This is a genomic window from Paenibacillus tyrphae, assembly GCF_027925525.1.
GTDB lineage: Bacteria > Bacillota > Bacilli > Paenibacillales > NBRC-103111 > Paenibacillus_G > Paenibacillus_G tyrfis_B.
Genome location: NZ_BSDJ01000016.1, coordinates 23,843 through 40,385, shown reverse-complemented (window position 1 = coordinate 40,385; position 16,543 = coordinate 23,843). Strand labels below are relative to the sequence as shown.

Sequence of the window (16,543 nt, the reverse complement as noted above, 5' to 3'; positions counted from 1 at the left end):
CACCCTTTACAACCAGGATTTTAAATGCCTTTAAGTAAAAGATGGGGAGCAAAGGCGGAGCCTAGTCACCCATCTTCTACCTCTCAGCGAGTCAAGTCCTTATTTCCCGGAATATGATTTCCAATACATTTGAACTTCATCCGCGAGTCCCTTGCGATCGATCTTTCCTACCAAATATTTTTGCATAGACGCTCCCGTCTTCGACCACCAGTCTGTCGGAAGATAGTTGATCACTCCGATATTAATAATTTGTCCTTGATCTACATATTTGGTTACGGCATCGGATATCACATTCGTACCCTTTACCTTTACCTCCTTATAAGGCATGGAAAGACCCATTTTATTAACGATCGCCGATTGCCCCTGCTCGCTTGTCACCATCCATTCGATGAACGCTTTGGCGGCATTTTGCTGCTCGGGAGTGGACCCCGATTTATCAACAGCCAACAATTTCGGTTCGCTGTAAGCTACTTGCGTATTGCCGTAGTCTGTCGGATTATTGCTAATCGGCACCGGAATCATGCCAAACTCTTTGTCTCGTCCTTCTAACGTTCCGATGACAGACCAAGTCCAATCTCCCATGAAGTAGAACGCCGTGTTGCCTTTTGCGAAATCCCCGCTGTCTTTCATGTAGTCTGCAACAAGCGGGTCATTTTTTCTCGCATTGTATTTTTTCAACAAGTCGAAGGTATCCATCAATCCGCTAAATTGAGGATTGTTCGCCAATTGGATATCGCCCTTTTTCAGGCCCTCTACGAATTTGCGGTTCTCATCCACGTTCTTCGATTGCAATGAATACGCCAATCCCAGGTAGTGAGCGCCCAGAGACCAATCCGCTCCGTGAATCGTCACCGGAGCCTTGCCAGAGGCTTCAATTTTATTAAACAACGCTTCCAAGTCATTGCGGGTTTTCACAGAGGCCGGATCAAAGGTCCCTCCGATCGCCTCCTCTACAACTCTTTTGTTATATAGCAAGCCGTATCCCTGGGCAGTCCATGGAACGCCAAGGAACTTTCCGTCCAGCAGAGCTCCGTCAACCGCCCCTTGCTTCGTTAGCTTTTCGTATTTCGCTTTCTCCGACTCCAGGTCCGCAAACTTGTCTTTAAATTGTAAAATGGTTGCCGGGTCAAGATTGGCGATCGTGGCCGGGTTGCCGGAAGCTAATAACGATTGAAATTTTTCCAATTGTCCTCCGCCGATTGGCGTCGGAATCAATTCTATGCTCACATTGGGATTCAGCTCATGATACGTTTTAAACAGGTCCTCAAATACATTGTTTACTTCGGCTGAAGTATTAAAGAAAGTGATCTTAACGTCTTTGGTCTGTTTGGTCGCTTCCGCCGAAGGGCTTGAAGTATCGTTTTTGGAGCAAGCCGCCAATGAAGAAAGCAGTAAAGCAGAACAAATTCCCAATGTGATGCTCTTCGTAATTTTCAAAATCTTTCCCCCCTGACTATCGTTTTTGAATGCGCATTCATCCTTGTTTCACATTTATGATAACCGGTTGTCATATCGTATGTCAACCGGTTATCATATTTTTTCTGCGATGCAAAAAAAGATTGGGCTTCAATTCAAATTAAATTCAATAAAATGATCCCCATCAAGGCTGCTCCGGCAGGATCAAATTCCGCTCCAGGATCAGCATCAATTGTTCCACCATTTCCTTTGGAGTGTAAGGCATCGATTGAACAATCCACCATTCCACCAGACCGGAGACCGCGGCGGCCAGAAATTGAACGACGATTTCCCGGTTTAGGCCCGGGCTGATGCCGCAGCTTTTGATATGCTCCTCGATGCCCCGTTCCATCATCGCGATCATCCGCTTGCGGAAGGCGGGTATCCCCTTGCTCGTCATTAGCGTGGAGTAGATGGAGGCGTGGCGCTCCAAAAATTCGAACGTGCGAAGCAGTAAAGCTTTTGCAGCCACCTTGCTTGGATCCCCGTCAGGCATGCAGCTTTCATACAATAACTGCAAGTACGTCTCGATGCACTGGTCCAGCAGATCGTACTTATCCGTAAAGTGCAAATAGACGGTCCCCCGGTTTACATTCGCCCGGTCCGCGATTGCATGAATCGTGATCTTCTCAAAGCTTTTCTCCTCCATCAGTCCGACAAAAGCTTCCATGATCGCCTGCCTCGTTTTTAGAATTCGTCTGTCCATAACTCTTTCTCTCTGCTCCTTTTTTAGACAATCTGAGCGCATTTGTTGAATACTCAACAAAATCAAAAATATTACCGATTGATCCGATGTTTCACCGGATGCTATCGTAATTGTAATCAACAAACGTCAATTATACAACAAATGTTCATTAAATATGAAAGCGAGGATAACAGCATGAGAGTACTGGTTTATGGAGCAGGAGTTATAGGCAGTTATTTGGCCCATGTTCTTGTGCGCGGGGGCAATCATGTGACCGTATTGGCCAGAGGAAAACGGGCGGAGGAGCTGGAGAAAGAGGGGCTTGTCATCCGCCATTATTTTCAGCGGAAAACGACGGTGGATCCGGTACGCGTCATCCGGACGCTGGAAGCGGGCGATATCTACGATCTCATCTTTGTCGTCATGAAATATACGGATTTCCCGGCGGTACTGCCTATCCTGGCCAACAATCGGAGCAGCGATATCGTTCTGGTGGGTAATAATACGGATGCCCATGATATGCAAAATTACTTGGAGGTGCATAGCGATACGCACAAAAATATCGCCTTCGGGTTCCAAATTAGCGCCGGAAGCAGGGAAAACGGGCGGACCGTCTGTATCCGCGGAGGCGTACAGATGGTGCTCGGCGGTTTGGATGGTCCGATTCCCTTTCAGGCCGCGATTGATCAGGCGTTTGCGAAAACCAAATACAAACTTGTCTATCACGAAAATATAGACGCTTGGCTGAAGAACCATATTGTGCCCATTGTAGCGCTGGGCTTTGTAACGATTATCCATGAGCGCCAAATTACAAAAATCGCCAGGGACGATAAGCTGCTGCGGCAAATGATTGCGGCCATGGACGAAGGCTTCCGCGTGCTGGAAGCCCAGGGTTATCCCTTAACACCGGCCGTTCAAGCTTCATTGATTCGTAAACACCCAACGCTACTGCGGCTGCTTCTAAAAATATATCATATGCTGCCGGCCAGTCGGCTGGTCGACGGTTCCCCCTACGAAATCGCCGCTTTAAACCGCGTGTTTCGCGATTGGAAAGAACGGTCCAACGTCCCCACTCCCCATTGGGATGAACTGGAAGAGCGGTTTAATGCCAGCTCTCCGTTTATTTCCGGAGCGTGACGGGATTATCATTAGCAAAATCGCCCCATTAACGAACAAAGGTTCCAATATGGACTGCTCAAATCACCTTGTTTTGGATATAGTAAACCATCAAAAATAAGATAGTATAAAATCATGGCAGCAAAATTCGCGTATTCATTTGGAAACAGAAAGGAAGCGGCTCAATATGAGACCTATGATTCATGCACAAAGAAACTGCGAGGATCAGGAAAAGATAGACCTTTTCTTGACAAAAACCAGATCTGGCTTATTGGGTCTGGCAGATGGACTTCAGCCATACGTCGTGCCATTGAATTACGTTTGGTGGAATAAATGCATTTACTTTCACGGACTAAGTAGTGGCAGAAAGATTTCCGTCATACAACAAAATAATCTTGCTTGCTTTACGGTATTCGAAGAGTATGGCACCGTGACCGCTCCCGTCCCGGCTAAAACGGATACTGCCTACATGAGCGTAATGCTGTTTGGAAATGTGGAGAAAGTGGACCAATCGGACGATTCAACAGAGGTTCTTCAACAATTTCTGAACAAATATGTACCAGGCTTTTACGACCGGCCGTTATCGAAAGTGCATGTCGAGAAATACCGTTCCTCCCTTGACCATCAAGCAGTATCTGTATATCGCTTGCGGCCGCACACGATAACAGCGAAAGGGAATCCTATAGACAGCCAAAACATGTTTTACCCGGGGCGGTCGGTTTCCGACAACTGACGCGGTTCCGTATGGCCATCCCCTGCAGCCCGCCATGTTCCTTAATCGATTTTGGGACAAGATTCTTGGTTCGCCTTTTGTATAATCCTTCCATATTGCAAACACAGCTGCCTTCATGATAGTATTTCAATGATTGGAAGGCCATAAACATCCATAATTCATTGGTTCGAACAATCCATAATTGAAATGCAGCACATTGGAGGTTTGCCAAATGTTAAAAATAAACCGAGACGATAACCGTCCCATTTGGCAGCAACTGCTGGATCAAGCGATCCATAACATTACCACCGGAAAATGGCCACCAGGCGAACTGCTGCTCCCCTCTCGTGAACTTGCCCAATTAGTCGGGGTGTCACGTTCGACCATCCAGATCGTTTATGAGGAATTATATAGCCGCGGATACACCGTCACCTCTCGTCGTGGCGGAACAAGAGTTAGTGATTGGACGTACCGTCCCCCTTCCTCCGAGACCGCTTCGCCCCAAGGGCCTCTTCAACCTGAATTGCCTATGTTGAACACTACTGTCGGTCATTTGCAAACTTGGCTCAGAGGCAAAGAAAATACCCATGCATTCATCGATTTCAGCCCACACGAACCTTATTTGGATGACCATTTTCATAAGCTCTGGAGGCAATCGTTTGTACAAGCCACGGCAGAGCCAGACCTGGCTCACTGGGCTTATGGCAATGCCTACGGCTTCGTGCCGTTGCGCGAACAAATTCAACGCTACTTGTCGCTTACGCGTGGCGTCCACGTGCATATCGACCAAATTGTATTAACCTCGGGCGCTCAGCATAGCATCGATTTAATCGCCCAAGCTCTCCTGCATGAAGGAGAGACGGTTTCAGTGGAAGATCCCGGCTTCCCTGCGGCGTGGATGGCGATGAAGTATCGGCGCATGCAGGTTGCTCCCGTTCCTATCGATGAGCACGGTCTGCAAGTAGACCGTATTCATCCGCAATCCAAGCTTGTCTATGTTACTCCCTCGCACCAGTGCGCGACCGGAGTCATAATGTCGGAACCGCGCAGGCAGCAATTGCTGCATCTGGCCGCCCAGCGCCCATTTTGGATTATTGAGGACGACTACGACAGTGAATTCCGCTACCGAGGCGAGCCACTTCCCACATTATTCAGCCAATTACCCAAGAACACGTTGTATATGATGAGTTTTTCCAAGCTGGTTGCTCCCGGCATCCGAATATCGGCGATTGTCGGTCCCAAAGCGGCCATTCGCCAAATTGCCCGGGTACAGGAATTGTTGTACCGGCATCTTCCGATTATGGAGCAAGTAACGCTTGCCCACTTTATTGAGCACGGCCACTTTATACGTCATATGCGCAGAGTCAGAAATGTTTATCGCCGCAGGCACGAAGCCATGACGAAAATCATCAGCGCAACCGGCCTGGGCCAACGTTTTACGCTTAGCGGTGTAGAAACGGGGTTGCATATGCTGCTAGAAGCTGAAGCGTCCTTTGACGAAGAAGCCGTAGCGAATCAAGCACTCAAACACGGGGTCCGAGTTTATCCGCTTAGCACGTATTGCTTGGAAAGCAAACGAAAGGGATGGGTGCTAGGCTTTGCCAAAGTAGATGAGGCCGCCATTGAAGAAGGCATTTATCGCCTCTCGGAGATGCTCTTGTAAAAAAATCCCCTTCAAATCAACTCTTAAAAAAGTTGACTTGAGGGGATTTTTTTATTTCAGCACCTATGGGAAAGCCTAGGGGGCAAGTTGTTTAACGGGTAAACACTTTTGGATTGCTCAAAAATAATATTTTTGGATATATATATATAACCAATCCAACTATTGCTATACTAGCATGGTATTCCGATAAGGCGAGACAGGAAGAATCGTAGTCGGGATATTTGGTGTTACGCTGGCTTCGCTTTTCCTCATCCTTCCCGCCACATTTATTGCGACGTTGGCAGGATTGGCGCTGCTCGGCACAATAGGTGGCAGCAAATCCCGAGTATAAAAAAAGCTCCCGAATCGACAAAAGGTCAGATTCAAGAGCTCGTTCATTGTTAAGTTGATGCGGTCGAGAGGACTCGAACCTCCACGGCTGTTACACCACTAGAACCTGAATCTAGCGCGTCTGCCAATTCCGCCACGACCGCATATTTCGCTGCGATTCGACCAATTTCGAACCGACAAATGGAATTATATAACGGGTATTGGGCCATGTCAAGCGTTAGATCTGCTATTCTTCGTTGTCTCGGATCTTGGTTTAAAGTCCATGTTGACAAGAAAGATGCCTGATCCGATGCACAGACCGCCTGCTATGATCGAAGGATGCAGCGGCTCCCCCAATACGCTCCAGCCCGTTAACACCCCGAAAAAAGGAGCCAAAAATAAAAACGCGCTCGTTTTTCCCGGATCGCTTCTCTGCAGCACGTAATACCAGACGGCAAACTGTACAATGGAAGACAGTACGCTTAACCACAGCAAAATCGCCAAGGAATGGCCGTTGACAATAAAGAACGGCCGTTCAAGAACCATGCTGGCCAAGAAGAGCAGCAAGCCTCCGAAGAGCATTTGATAAGCGGATAAAACCCACGAGTCGATAGTTCCTCCCCACCGTTTGACCAGTAAGGTCGACACTGCCCAGCATACCGAGGAGAGCAAGCCGAAAAGCAGGCCGATTTTGACTTCCAGCTGTGTTCCCAATGTTATAGCTACACCGGTTAGTCCCAGCAGAACACCTATCCATTGATAAGGCTTATACCGGGCCTTAAGAAGAACCGTCCCCAGAATGACCACAAGCAGCGGATTTGTAAACGTCAGAATGGACGACTGGCTGGCCGTAATGGTTCGGAGACTCAAAAAAATGCATCCCATGACCCCTGCCGTTTGAAACGCCCCGATAATCAGCATTCTGATCCAGACGCGCTTCGAATCGGGATGCGGCCTTCGGAGCCCGATAACAAAGACCGCCATGAGAATTCCAGCCAAAATGAAGCGGTATCCGGCCAATAACAAAGGAGACGAGTAAGCCAGCCCCAATTTTCCCACAGTAAAAGAAGAGCCCATTAAAAAGGTTGTTAAAACAATCAACAGCACAAATTTGATTGTATTCATGCAGCGATATCCTCCTTCGTTTACTTTGATTCGCGGAATCGTTATCCTTTGTCATTGTAAACGAAGAATATTTCGTTCTTCATCGAAGTATGGAATGCAGGCTAGGCCCGCAAGATGAGGAATGCGGCATAAAAAAAGGTCCTTAAATTACTTATTAGTAATTTAAGGACCTTTTTGGCGTTGATGCGGTCGAGAGGACTCGAACCTCCACGGCTGTTACACCACTAGAACCTGAATCTAGCGCGTCTGCCAATTCCGCCACGACCGCACATTTTCTTTCCTTGAATGAATCGCTCAGAAGCTTCTCCTTCAAGGGGACAAGGAGTATCATATCATCGTTCAAGTCCGAAGTCAAACATTTTATGCATCATATTTTTTTACCATTCATATTATGATACAATTTGTATTAATTATCCATATAAAGTTACGTATTGTATCATACTCCATAGGAAACCAGGTGATTTCACTTGAAACGATGGAAGCTCTACGCGCTTACCGTTGTCGTATTCGCAGGGGCTGGTGTCGGGCTACTGTATCGTTATTTGGAGCCCGCCCGCCATTTTGAAATGAAAACGCATCCAGTTATCGCCGCACCCTCTGCCGCCACCACCACAGATCCTCCGGGCTATTCCCAGTCTTTACCGAGCGATCCGATAGCTGTCGAGGCTTCAACCGCTTCAGCGGCTCTCCCCGCCGACAAGCCCGTACAACCCGCAAGCCTGAACGAATCGACCGCCTTTAACGCACTAATACTCGGATTGGACACGACCAGCGGCCAAACCGCACGTACGGACGTCATTCTTCTCGCTCATGTCGTTCCTGCCGAGAAAAAGGTCCATCTCATTTCCGTTCCACGGGACACCCGGGTCCCGCTGCCCGGGATCGGCTTAACGAAAATAAACCACGCGCATTTCATGGCTGAAATGGATGGCGGCAAGAAAACGGGAACCGAAGCGGCGATTCAAGCCGTCAGCGACTTGCTGCAGATTCCGGTTCATTATTACGTGAAGACGAACTTCTCCGGATTCGTTACCTTTATCGATACGATCGGAGGCATTGACGTAGACATTCCCAAAGACATGTGGCTGTCCATGACCCACAAGCCGCTGGAAGCGGGAAGCCGGCATTTGGACGGTTTAACCGCACTGGCTTTCGTCCGGGAACGGTATTCGCTGGAGGATGGCGATTTCGGAAGACAGACGGACCACATGAAGGTGATGCGGGCCGTCGTACAGAAGCTGCTGGCGCCGGAGAAAATAACCGAGCTGCCCGGGCTTCTGAAACTGGCGAAAAAAGAGCTGGTCGACACGAACTTGACCGACAGCGATCTTATCAGCCTTGCCTGGCTGTTCAAGGGCATGAACGGCCAGGACATCAAATATATGCAAATTCCCGGCAAATCCGTCGTAGCAGCCGATCCGCTTGTTCGTTCCCCTCTCTGGTACTGGGAGCCCGATAAGGAACGGCTGAAGGAGCTGGTCCGTGAAAATCTGCACTAAAGCAGCGGAACTGCGAAGCAGGCAAGCGCTTGCTTAATCGGCCAGCCATTTGCGCACAAGCCATATGATCACCGCCCATATCGGCAGCGTCAGGACGACGCCGATCACGGTTCCTTTCAATGCCGAGCCCTGCTTCAAATGGCACCGCCTCCCAGGGGTTATGGTAGAACCCATTGTATGCCGCATCGCGGCAGATCATGACTTGTCCGGCTGCATGACATGTTTTTTCCGTTGCGCCATATACTTTCCTACAGGAGGGATTGAACTTATGGTGCTGCTGCAGATCTTGGGAGGCATTCTGCTCGCTTTGGCGCTGTGGGGCTTGCTGAAGCTGACGCTTAAGGCGCTGCTGTGGGTTGTTGGCGGCGCTTTTCTTCTGGGAATCGTATTCCCCGGCCTGCTGCTTTTGCTGGGCAGCCTTGTTTTCGTCACAATCAGTCTCCTGGCGACGCTTGGCCTGCTGCTGCTTCTGTCCGCCTTCCGGTCATAATGCGGCGGTCGGATCATCAACCTTCCTCATAGGCCCGGACCGCCCGCTCGGCCCAGCGTTTAAGCTCCTCCGCGCTTTCCTGCCTCGGAACGTTGAACAAATGCGTATCCGCAGCATGTCCTTCGTTATTCCGCAGCCATACCTCGCCTGACGCCCCGCCGCTTTCCGAACGTATCCGCAGCAAGTAATACGGCCGCAAAAATAGCTCGGCTTCTTCATACGGCTGATCTTGATCCATCTTCTCCCCCCTTTAAGTTTATGATGTTGTTACCTTAACCCAATCCGGGCGTGCTCATACCAGACCTCCCATCCGCTTCAGGCACTGCGCTGCGGACCGCTTCGTTGCCTCGTAGACCGTTCGCCCGACCGCATAGCCTAACCTGGTGGCCGTTCCCGCATACCGGTACGCTTCGCCTTGCTGCGTTGCTGCAATAAGAATCGCGTCGGTCGTCGTGCCGGTAGCCGTCTGTCCTCCTTCTTCCAGAACGATGTTCAAATCCTGCAGAGCCGCCGTTTTCGCTTCCGTCGCAGTAATGACGGCATTGACGAACGCGGCGTCCGTTAAGCGTCCTTCGATCACCACCACCGTATTGATCGTACCCGGAAACAAAGACGAAACGTCGCATGCCTGGCCCGCTCTCGCCTTGTTGCTCAGCCCTGCAGTCACCCATACGCATACGTCCGTCCCTCCGGGAAGACGAAGATGTTCGTTTCCGAAATCCGCTAAACTCGCCGCCGTCAGCAGCGCTGCCGTATTTTGGGGATCAAGCTCCTTTTCCTTCATAAAAGCATTCATCTCGGCCAACGGATCGTCCGAAGCATACTGCTTGGGCACCTGCCGGTTCATTAAGCGGCGGTACTCCCCAAACCCTTCTCCCCACATGGAGGAATTCAACGTCCGCAGCGGCCGCTCGCTCTCGATCAGGAAATAGCTCTCATAGCCGCGGTTCGCGAAGCCGAATCGGACACCGGCCAACGGAACGTCCGAATAGACCAGCTCGTTCGCGTAACGGCGGGAAGCAGGCCGTTCCGGAGTCATGACAGCCCCCCCTCAAACAGCTCGATGCGCGGCTCCAGAAAAGGCTGGAAATGGTAGCTGCGATCCAGCTTTACGATACGGCGGTTTTGCTTGCGGATCATGACCGTATCGTCGTCCCACGCGACTACGACACCTTTCACGTCGTTCGCCTTGTCCGCATCGCGTACGACCCGCAATAGCGTCCCTTCTACCCGGTATTTGTCCAATTGTTCGTCTGAAATCACGGTATTCCCCCCAATCTTCCTTTTAAAATCAAGCTTGTCTTTTCAGCCGATTATGTAATAAGAATACATCATTTGGGGGATACAATAAACAGCGTCAGCGAGGTGTACGGATAAGAGGAGCGGATACGTCATGGAAAAGAAAACGTACTATATTGCCGTCGGAAGCGGCGAAATTTTGGAGCCGGAAGATGTGACCGGCAACTTCGAGTTTGAAATTCAGGCAACGGAAGAGGAAGTCGACAAGCTGCAGGAAATATTCGAGGAGCTCGCCATGAACGAAGAGGACACGGCGGTGCGGGCGATGATTCCTTACCGGGAATACCACGCGGATAAAGAAAACGACGCGTACGACTGGAACTTGACGGAGATCTACCGGATGCTGCACGAGCTCGGCACGCCGGATACGAGAAAACATATTGAAGCGATGAATGTGCTGCCCCGGTAATAACGGGCACTCAGCAGGCAATCCGATTCACAAACAAAAGAACCTGTACTGCGGACGCAAGCCCGGTACAGGTTCGACTTATGATTAGGGACAACGTTATCCTACATGCTCTCTGGTATCGTTCGTTTCGAACCAATAATCGAGTACTTTGCTGGACATGACGCGTTTGTTGATGTAGTCCACTTGCTGCTGCGAGAATTGCTGTTCCCACTCGACGTCCAACTCTTTGCAAAGCTTCACGACGGTCAGCAGCTCGGACCAAGCCACATAGCGTTTGTACCAAAAAAATTGAGGATGCTCAATCATATAGGGATACAGATCATCAAAATCCGTATGTTTACAATCTAGGGCACGTTCGAAGTGTACTTTCGCCTCATTCAATTTGGTCACGAAAAAATCTGCCGGAATTTCTTTCCCCATGCAAGTAGCACCTCCCCATCTTTGTCATTCGCCAACTGGCCGAAGATTAAACTTCATACTTTTCGGCCTACGATCCATTATAAAGGAAAAAGCGGACAGATGGAAGGCTTCGCGTTCAGAAAGCCGAGACAAATGTTGCTATTCGAACCGGATCTCTCCGCCTGCAAGCGATGTGATCTTCACAAGCGACTCCACCCGTATTCCGGACTCGCGGATCGTGCGTCCGCCGGCTTGAAACGATTTTTCCACGGCGACTCCAAGACCGAGCAGCGTGGCCCCCGAACGGCGAATAATCCGGATCAGCCCCCGTGCCGCATCGCCGTTGGCGATAAAATCGTCGATCAGCACGACGCGGTCTTTTTCGTCCAGAAACTCCTTCGATACCATAATGTCGGTGACAATGCCTTTCGTAAACGACGGCACGCGCTCGCAGTACGTTTCCGTTTCGGTATTGAGCGACTTTTTGCGCCGGGCGAATACAAGCGGAACATTCAACTCCTGTGCGGCTGCAAATGCGATCGGTATGCCGGACGATTCGATCGTTAAAATTTTCGTAACGTTCTCGTCGCGGTACAAACGCGCGAACTCCCGCCCCATGGCCGTCGTCAGTACCGGATCGACCGCATGGTTGAGAATCGCATCCAGCTTGATTACCTCATCCGACAGGATCACGCCCACTTCCCTGATCTTTTGTTTCAATAATTCCATTCTCCACGCCTCCGCTCTTTCATTTCCCTGTTCCCGTAAAACTTAACATAACGGCAAACTAGGTTTCAAGTACCATCTTTTACGGAATTGGAAACAAAGATGCAACTTTTTGCTTCGAAACATCGTCTAATGTGTATAATACAAGAAAGAATGTCTGCCCGGACGGAAATGAAGCTTTGAAAATGAAATTCCCGCATTTTCATAGCAATCAGCGGGGATTTGGGCTTTTTTGCTCTTTGTGAAGAGGCCGGGTACACGGTATGATTTAAAGAGGTTACAGCCAAATTGTAACACGGAAAGGAAGCTCATGATGAACAGAAAGAAAGCCTTCATCGGAATCTTGTCCGTTATAATGATCATGATGATGGTAACAACGGGGTGCAAACCGAAACAAGCGGCGGCTCCGACGCCTGTGCAGCCCAAGGAAACGGAATCGCCGGTCGTTACGCCGACGGAGACGTCCTTGCCTCAGAACGAGACGATCACGAATCCGTCTGTCCCTACTCCTGCTACGCCTGCGGGAAATCAGGCCGATAAAGTATCGCTCGCAAGCGCCGACAAGGGCGACAAGGACAAAGGAGAAGGCGAGCAAACTCCTCCGGCAACAAAGCCGAATGCGCAAACGAAGCCGAAGATTGAAATCAAGTCGCCGTATACGCAGGCCAAGCCGACCTTGCTGGGCTTGACGCTCAAAACGAGCGCCGCGGAAATTACAGAGAAATTCGGCAAACCGAAAGAGCAATTCGTCATGGAGGATGACACCGATCCGATTACGGTGTACGATTACACCGATTTCCTCGTCGGCTTCGACAAGCAAAATCAGCTGCATTTTGTCGATGTCCGAAGCGCCGACGTCAATCCGGGCCTGAACGGCCTTAAGCTCGGTGATCCGGTTGAAGAAGTTACCAAAGCGCTCGGCAAGCCGGATTCGAACACCAGCTTCGTTCTCACGTATAAAGCGACCGGAGCGGTGCTGAAACTGGATATCGACCCGAAATCGCAGAAGGTCAATTCTATCAAATTGTTCGCGGAATAGCATCGTACGCCAAAAAACCTTGACAGGAGCTTCCTGTCAAGGTTTTTTCATGTCCGGGTTACGGCCCGCTTGCGGTGCCGCCAATAAAAATAACCGATAATGACTACAAGAGCAACAAGGATCGCGATCGTGATTCCCATGTATCGGTGAGCCACCGCAATGATATGCGGAGCATTGATCCCGATGACGTGCCCCAAGGTAAGAAACGACAAGCACCAGATTAAGCCCCCCGCTCCCGCGTAAAGGAGATACCGCCAAAATCCAACATTGCTGACGCCGGCCAAGTAGCACGTAAAGTGCCGTACCCCCGGCACGTAGTACCCGAAAGAGACCGCCCACATGCCATACTTGTGAAACCAGCCCTCGGCCACGCCAAGCCTTTCGGGCGTCAGCTTGACCCATTTTCCGTACTTGTAAAGAAACGGCTTGCCTACGGTCCGGCCTAAAAAATAACTGATCAGCATGCCTGTCATGGACCCGCTGAAGCAGACGGCCAGCGAAGTGCCGTAATCAAGCAGCGGATTTTGTCCTACCGTAAGCGAGCCTACGGTCGTCATCAATATTTCATCCGGCACGGGAATGCCAACAATGCCGAGCGCAAGCAATCCGTAAAGAGCTATATACCCGTATTGATCAATCATCTGCAAAAGATGCTCCACCTTCACACGCTCCAGCCAAATAATTTCAGGTCATGTCGAATATCGGTCAAATCCTTTATCATTGTATCAGAATTCGTCCGTTAACCCAAGAACAAGCTTTCCTCCAGACAGTTTGGCATGTCCGGAGCAAACAAAAAGTCATGAGGCTTGGCCCCTTCTCATACGTTGTATCATAAAGGAAGCGCTCAGGAAGGGGGACTTGCGAGCGAATGAGAAAATGGGGAAACATTCTGCAGGTCAGCTTCACCTATGTAGGCACCGTTGTAGGCGCCGGGTTCGCGACCGGGCAGGAAATCATCCAGTTCTTCACCCGCTACGGCTGGATGGCGACCTTCACCATCGGTGTCGCCAGCGCCTTGTTTATATGGCTGGGCATCAAGCTGATGCAGTTGGCCCACGATACCCGCGCCAAGTCTTACGAAGACCTCAACAGGCTGTTATTCGGAAAAACCGTCGGAAACAGCGTCAGCTTGTTTACTTTGGTGGCTCTGTTCGGCGTATCGACGGTCATGTTGGCCGGCGCGGGATCGGTTTTTGCCGAGCATTTGAATCTGCCACTTCAGTCCGGACTGCTTTTCACCCTGCTGTTGGCGTATGTCCTTCTTGTCCGTGGGATGAAGGCGATCATGGCCGTAAACTCCGTCATCGTCCCGCTCATGATCGGCTTCAGCTGCGTTGCCGTTTGGGTTACTTGGGATACGCCCGGGGCTGGCAATTGGCTTCACATGGAATCGGATTATTCCGCCCAGCGCATTTGGTTCGCCCCGCTCCTCTATGCGGCGTTCAACCTGACCATGGCACAGGCGGTGCTCGTGCCGCTTGGCGCTCAGATCGAAGACCGATCGGTGCTGTATTGGGGGGGCGTCTGGGGCGGAATCGGCATCGGGGCCATGCTGCTGGCCGGTCATTATGCGCTGTCCGCCCAAATGCCGGGGATCGCGCAGTTTGACATCCCAATGGGGCACCTGATCCACGGACTCGGCCCGCTGCTGCAGCTTCCGTTCATTCTGGTGATCTACGGGGAAATTTTCACAACCCTGCTGGCCGACGTTTACGGCTTGGCGCTGCAGATCGAGCAGCGGAGCTCCTTGTCTTATCAGATCATCGTACCGCTCCTTCTTGTGCTCTGCTATGTGGTGAGTCACATCGGCTTCAAAACGCTGCTCTCGTCGCTCTATCCGTTACTGGGCCTGCTCAGCATGGCCTGGATGGTCCTGATGATCTGGCGCAGGCAGCGGCCGTTCGGAACGAATTGACGCAATCGTCAGCGCGAGCCGGACGAGCATCATAAGCATACCGGCCAACGTAAAGACAAAGCCGCACAGCAAATATGGGAAATGATAAGGCGGGTATTGCTCCGCATCCCGTAGGACGGCAAGCAGATCCGTGAACAAAAACAAGCTGCCGACCGCAAACAATGCAAGCAGCGCATAATCGAAAAACGTCCAACGCGCTAAATGCGGGCCGGCCTGCCGTACCAAGGCAGTAGATAAGGTCGGTTGGTCTTCCGGACGCTCCGTCTGGGCAGCGGCCGCCTCCGGGGCAGCTGAAGGCAGGGCTTCGGCTTGGGCCCTCGAATAGACGGTCCAGGCCAGCAAAACGGCCGATCCCGTCACGACAAGCCCAATAGCCCCGCCGAGCCAGGTAAGCATCGTCATCATCATGTATCAACACCTCTTGTATTTCATCTTATCGGGCATACTGGGCAAGCTCGTATACCATCCATAGAAACAACGCAAACAGCAGAGCCGGCATCGCAAATACGGCGACTTGCAGCGTCCGATGGCCCGGCGAAGGCGCCTTGCGCCACAGATAGCTGCGATTCCACCGCTGTATGCGGGATTCCGGGATGATGGACAAGTCTGTTGAATGTGCTGATGCCGCAGTTGGAGGGCGCTGTCCATTCGGAACGATGGTGCCTCGCTTCCAGCCGATCCGGTATGTAATTTCGCGCGATTCGCGCTCTTCAGGCTTCACCCACTTACCTCCGTTTCAATTCGGTTTTGCTTTTATATTTGCTTATTATATAGCTTCCTGAGAACGCAGGCTATGTCATTTTGTACTTCAGTGTAAAATGATGTATACGATGTATGCAATTTTTTAAAGAGATGTACTTTTGACTAGGATCATGGCAAATTATATGGTAGAAGGAGAATTAACAACGGTTCTTACGGAGGTGAACATATGCGGAAGGTAGCTGCCGTTACGGGCGGCGCGCAAGGAATCGGCATGGCGGTCGCACTGGAATTCGTGAAGGCCGGTTATGAGGTGTCCGTTGCCGATACGGATAAAGAATCGGGCATGGAACTGATGGAGCAGGTCCGCAGCCTCGGCGGCAAAGGCATGTTTCTGCCCGTGGACGTGGCGGAGGAAACCGAAGTGGAGCGGTGGTTCAAGCTAATGCTGGACGATTTCGGCCGGATCGACGCGCTCGTGAACAATGCCGGGATCGGGATGAACGGCCCTATGCTGGAGCTGCCGCTGGAGTCGTTCGACCGGGTGATCAGCGTAAATCTGCGCGGTACGTTCGTCTGCTCGCAGCAGGCGGCCCGGGCGATGAAGCGGCACGGCGGCGGCGTCATTCTGAATATTGCCTCCACACGGGCAATGATGTCGGAAGCGGGCACCGAAGCGTATTCCGCTTCCAAAGGCGGTCTGTTGGCGCTGACGCATGCGATGGCCGTCAGCCTCGGTCCGTACGGTATCCGAGTGAATGCCGTAAGCCCTGGCTGGATCGAGACCGCCGACTGGCAAAAAGCTTCCAAACGGCGCCAGCCCGTACATAGCGAACGGGACCGCCTGCAGCATCCGGCCGGACGTGTCGGAACCCCGGCGGATATCGCGGCAGCGTGCCTGTATTTGGCCGGGGACGGGGCCGGGTTCGTAACGGGGCAAAATCTTGTGGTCGACGGCGGCATGACCGTGAAAATGATTTACGAAGAGTAGATTGCATCCAGT

The 16,543-nt window shown here is 51.2% G+C and carries 21 protein-coding genes and 2 tRNA genes; 10 read left to right on the top strand and 13 right to left on the bottom strand.

Annotated features, from left to right (window positions below; translation table 11 throughout):
- Positions 1 to 99 precede the first annotated feature (99 nt).
- Together QMG93_RS19735 and QMG93_RS19730 are read right to left on the bottom strand one after the other, a co-directional pair.
- Positions 100 to 1,437: an ABC transporter substrate-binding protein gene (locus QMG93_RS19735; protein WP_281939414.1), complete on the bottom strand. Its 1,338-nt coding sequence runs from the start codon at positions 1,435 to 1,437 to the stop codon at positions 100 to 102.
- 163 nt (positions 1,438 to 1,600) lie between these two features.
- Complete coding sequence (locus QMG93_RS19730) at positions 1,601 to 2,161, bottom strand: TetR/AcrR family transcriptional regulator (protein ID WP_281939412.1); 561 nt, start codon at positions 2,159 to 2,161, stop codon at positions 1,601 to 1,603.
- 174 nt (positions 2,162 to 2,335) lie between these two features.
- On the opposite strand from QMG93_RS19730, the gene QMG93_RS19725 reads away from it, so the two are divergent.
- From QMG93_RS19725 to QMG93_RS35410, 4 genes are all read left to right on the top strand, one after another.
- Positions 2,336 to 3,277, top strand: coding sequence for a ketopantoate reductase family protein (locus QMG93_RS19725; protein WP_281939410.1), 942 nt, complete (start codon positions 2,336 to 2,338; stop codon positions 3,275 to 3,277).
- A gap of 166 nt (positions 3,278 to 3,443) precedes the next feature.
- A complete protein-coding gene (locus QMG93_RS19720) occupies positions 3,444 to 3,989 on the top strand; it encodes a pyridoxamine 5'-phosphate oxidase family protein (protein ID WP_281939408.1) in 546 nt (181 codons plus the stop codon).
- A 211-nt stretch (positions 3,990 to 4,200) separates the two neighbouring features.
- Positions 4,201 to 5,631 (top strand): PLP-dependent aminotransferase family protein, encoded by a 1,431-nt coding sequence (locus QMG93_RS19715; RefSeq protein WP_281939406.1) that lies wholly within the window; start codon positions 4,201 to 4,203, stop codon positions 5,629 to 5,631.
- Between the two features lie 205 nt (positions 5,632 to 5,836).
- Positions 5,837 to 5,962, top strand: a complete 126-nt coding sequence (locus QMG93_RS35410; protein WP_369077344.1) for a benzoate/H(+) symporter BenE family transporter — start codon at positions 5,837 to 5,839, stop codon at positions 5,960 to 5,962.
- A gap of 58 nt (positions 5,963 to 6,020) precedes the next feature.
- On the opposite strand, the gene QMG93_RS19710 is transcribed toward QMG93_RS35410, so the two are convergent.
- The 3 genes from QMG93_RS19710 to QMG93_RS19700 form a co-directional block, all read right to left on the bottom strand.
- Positions 6,021 to 6,104 (bottom strand) — tRNA-Leu (locus QMG93_RS19710).
- Positions 6,105 to 6,171: 67 nt separating this feature from the next.
- Positions 6,172 to 7,065 carry a DMT family transporter gene (locus tag QMG93_RS19705; RefSeq protein WP_281939404.1) on the bottom strand — a complete coding sequence of 298 codons (894 nt, stop codon included), beginning with the start codon at positions 7,063 to 7,065 and terminating at the stop codon, positions 6,172 to 6,174.
- Between the two features lie 184 nt (positions 7,066 to 7,249).
- Positions 7,250 to 7,333: transfer RNA gene (locus QMG93_RS19700), tRNA-Leu, on the bottom strand.
- 199 nt (positions 7,334 to 7,532) lie between these two features.
- Here QMG93_RS19700 and QMG93_RS19695 point away from each other — a divergent pair.
- Positions 7,533 to 8,564, top strand: coding sequence for an LCP family protein (locus QMG93_RS19695; RefSeq protein WP_281939402.1), 1,032 nt, complete (start codon positions 7,533 to 7,535; stop codon positions 8,562 to 8,564).
- A 268-nt stretch (positions 8,565 to 8,832) separates the two neighbouring features.
- Positions 8,833 to 9,054, top strand: a complete 222-nt coding sequence (locus tag QMG93_RS19690; RefSeq protein WP_010499775.1) for a hypothetical protein — start codon at positions 8,833 to 8,835, stop codon at positions 9,052 to 9,054.
- A 16-nt stretch (positions 9,055 to 9,070) separates the two neighbouring features.
- On the opposite strand, the gene QMG93_RS19685 is transcribed toward QMG93_RS19690, so the two are convergent.
- The 3 genes from QMG93_RS19685 to QMG93_RS19675 are packed head-to-tail and all read right to left on the bottom strand — an operon-like array spanning position 9,071 to position 10,317.
- A complete protein-coding gene (locus QMG93_RS19685; protein ID WP_281939400.1) occupies positions 9,071 to 9,292 on the bottom strand; it encodes a hypothetical protein in 222 nt (73 codons plus the stop codon).
- A 54-nt stretch (positions 9,293 to 9,346) separates the two neighbouring features.
- Complete coding sequence (locus QMG93_RS19680) at positions 9,347 to 10,093, bottom strand: adenosylcobinamide amidohydrolase (protein ID WP_281939398.1); 747 nt, start codon at positions 10,091 to 10,093, stop codon at positions 9,347 to 9,349.
- Positions 10,090 to 10,317 carry a hypothetical protein gene (locus tag QMG93_RS19675; protein WP_281939396.1) on the bottom strand — a complete coding sequence of 76 codons (228 nt, stop codon included), beginning with the start codon at positions 10,315 to 10,317 and terminating at the stop codon, positions 10,090 to 10,092. Before QMG93_RS19675 ends, QMG93_RS19680 begins: the two co-directional genes overlap by 4 nt.
- A 130-nt stretch (positions 10,318 to 10,447) precedes the next feature.
- On the opposite strand from QMG93_RS19675, the gene QMG93_RS19670 reads away from it, so the two are divergent.
- On the top strand, positions 10,448 to 10,762 hold the full coding sequence (locus tag QMG93_RS19670; protein ID WP_010499767.1) for a hypothetical protein: 315 nt from the start codon (positions 10,448 to 10,450) through the stop codon (positions 10,760 to 10,762).
- A gap of 96 nt (positions 10,763 to 10,858) precedes the next feature.
- On the opposite strand, the gene QMG93_RS19665 is transcribed toward QMG93_RS19670, so the two are convergent.
- Positions 10,859 to 11,182 carry a hypothetical protein gene (locus QMG93_RS19665; protein WP_010499765.1) on the bottom strand — a complete coding sequence of 108 codons (324 nt, stop codon included), beginning with the start codon at positions 11,180 to 11,182 and terminating at the stop codon, positions 10,859 to 10,861.
- A gap of 138 nt (positions 11,183 to 11,320) precedes the next feature.
- Positions 11,321 to 11,890, bottom strand: coding sequence for a xanthine phosphoribosyltransferase (locus tag QMG93_RS19660; RefSeq protein WP_281939392.1), 570 nt, complete (start codon positions 11,888 to 11,890; stop codon positions 11,321 to 11,323).
- A 307-nt stretch (positions 11,891 to 12,197) separates the two neighbouring features.
- Between QMG93_RS19660 and QMG93_RS19655 the strand changes: the two genes are divergently transcribed.
- On the top strand, positions 12,198 to 12,926 hold the full coding sequence (locus QMG93_RS19655) for a DUF4309 domain-containing protein (RefSeq protein WP_281939390.1): 729 nt from the start codon (positions 12,198 to 12,200) through the stop codon (positions 12,924 to 12,926).
- A 47-nt stretch (positions 12,927 to 12,973) separates the two neighbouring features.
- On the opposite strand, the gene QMG93_RS19650 is transcribed toward QMG93_RS19655, so the two are convergent.
- A complete protein-coding gene (locus QMG93_RS19650; protein WP_281939388.1) occupies positions 12,974 to 13,585 on the bottom strand; it encodes a DedA family protein in 612 nt (203 codons plus the stop codon).
- A gap of 209 nt (positions 13,586 to 13,794) precedes the next feature.
- Between QMG93_RS19650 and QMG93_RS19645 the strand changes: the two genes are divergently transcribed.
- Positions 13,795 to 14,841 (top strand): hypothetical protein, encoded by a 1,047-nt coding sequence (locus QMG93_RS19645; protein WP_281939386.1) that lies wholly within the window; start codon positions 13,795 to 13,797, stop codon positions 14,839 to 14,841.
- Here the strand turns inward: QMG93_RS19645 and QMG93_RS19640 are convergent.
- Both QMG93_RS19640 and QMG93_RS19635 read right to left on the bottom strand, forming a co-directional pair.
- Positions 14,767 to 15,249 carry a hypothetical protein gene (locus tag QMG93_RS19640; RefSeq protein ID WP_281939383.1) on the bottom strand — a complete coding sequence of 161 codons (483 nt, stop codon included), beginning with the start codon at positions 15,247 to 15,249 and terminating at the stop codon, positions 14,767 to 14,769. The genes QMG93_RS19645 and QMG93_RS19640 overlap by 75 nt on opposite strands.
- Before the next feature lie 25 nt (positions 15,250 to 15,274).
- Positions 15,275 to 15,562 (bottom strand): hypothetical protein, encoded by a 288-nt coding sequence (locus tag QMG93_RS19635; protein ID WP_281939381.1) that lies wholly within the window; start codon positions 15,560 to 15,562, stop codon positions 15,275 to 15,277.
- 207 nt (positions 15,563 to 15,769) lie between these two features.
- Here QMG93_RS19635 and QMG93_RS19630 point away from each other — a divergent pair, with 207 nt between their 5' ends.
- Positions 15,770 to 16,531 carry a glucose 1-dehydrogenase gene (locus tag QMG93_RS19630; RefSeq protein WP_281939379.1) on the top strand — a complete coding sequence of 254 codons (762 nt, stop codon included), beginning with the start codon at positions 15,770 to 15,772 and terminating at the stop codon, positions 16,529 to 16,531.
- Positions 16,532 to 16,543 lie beyond the last annotated feature (12 nt).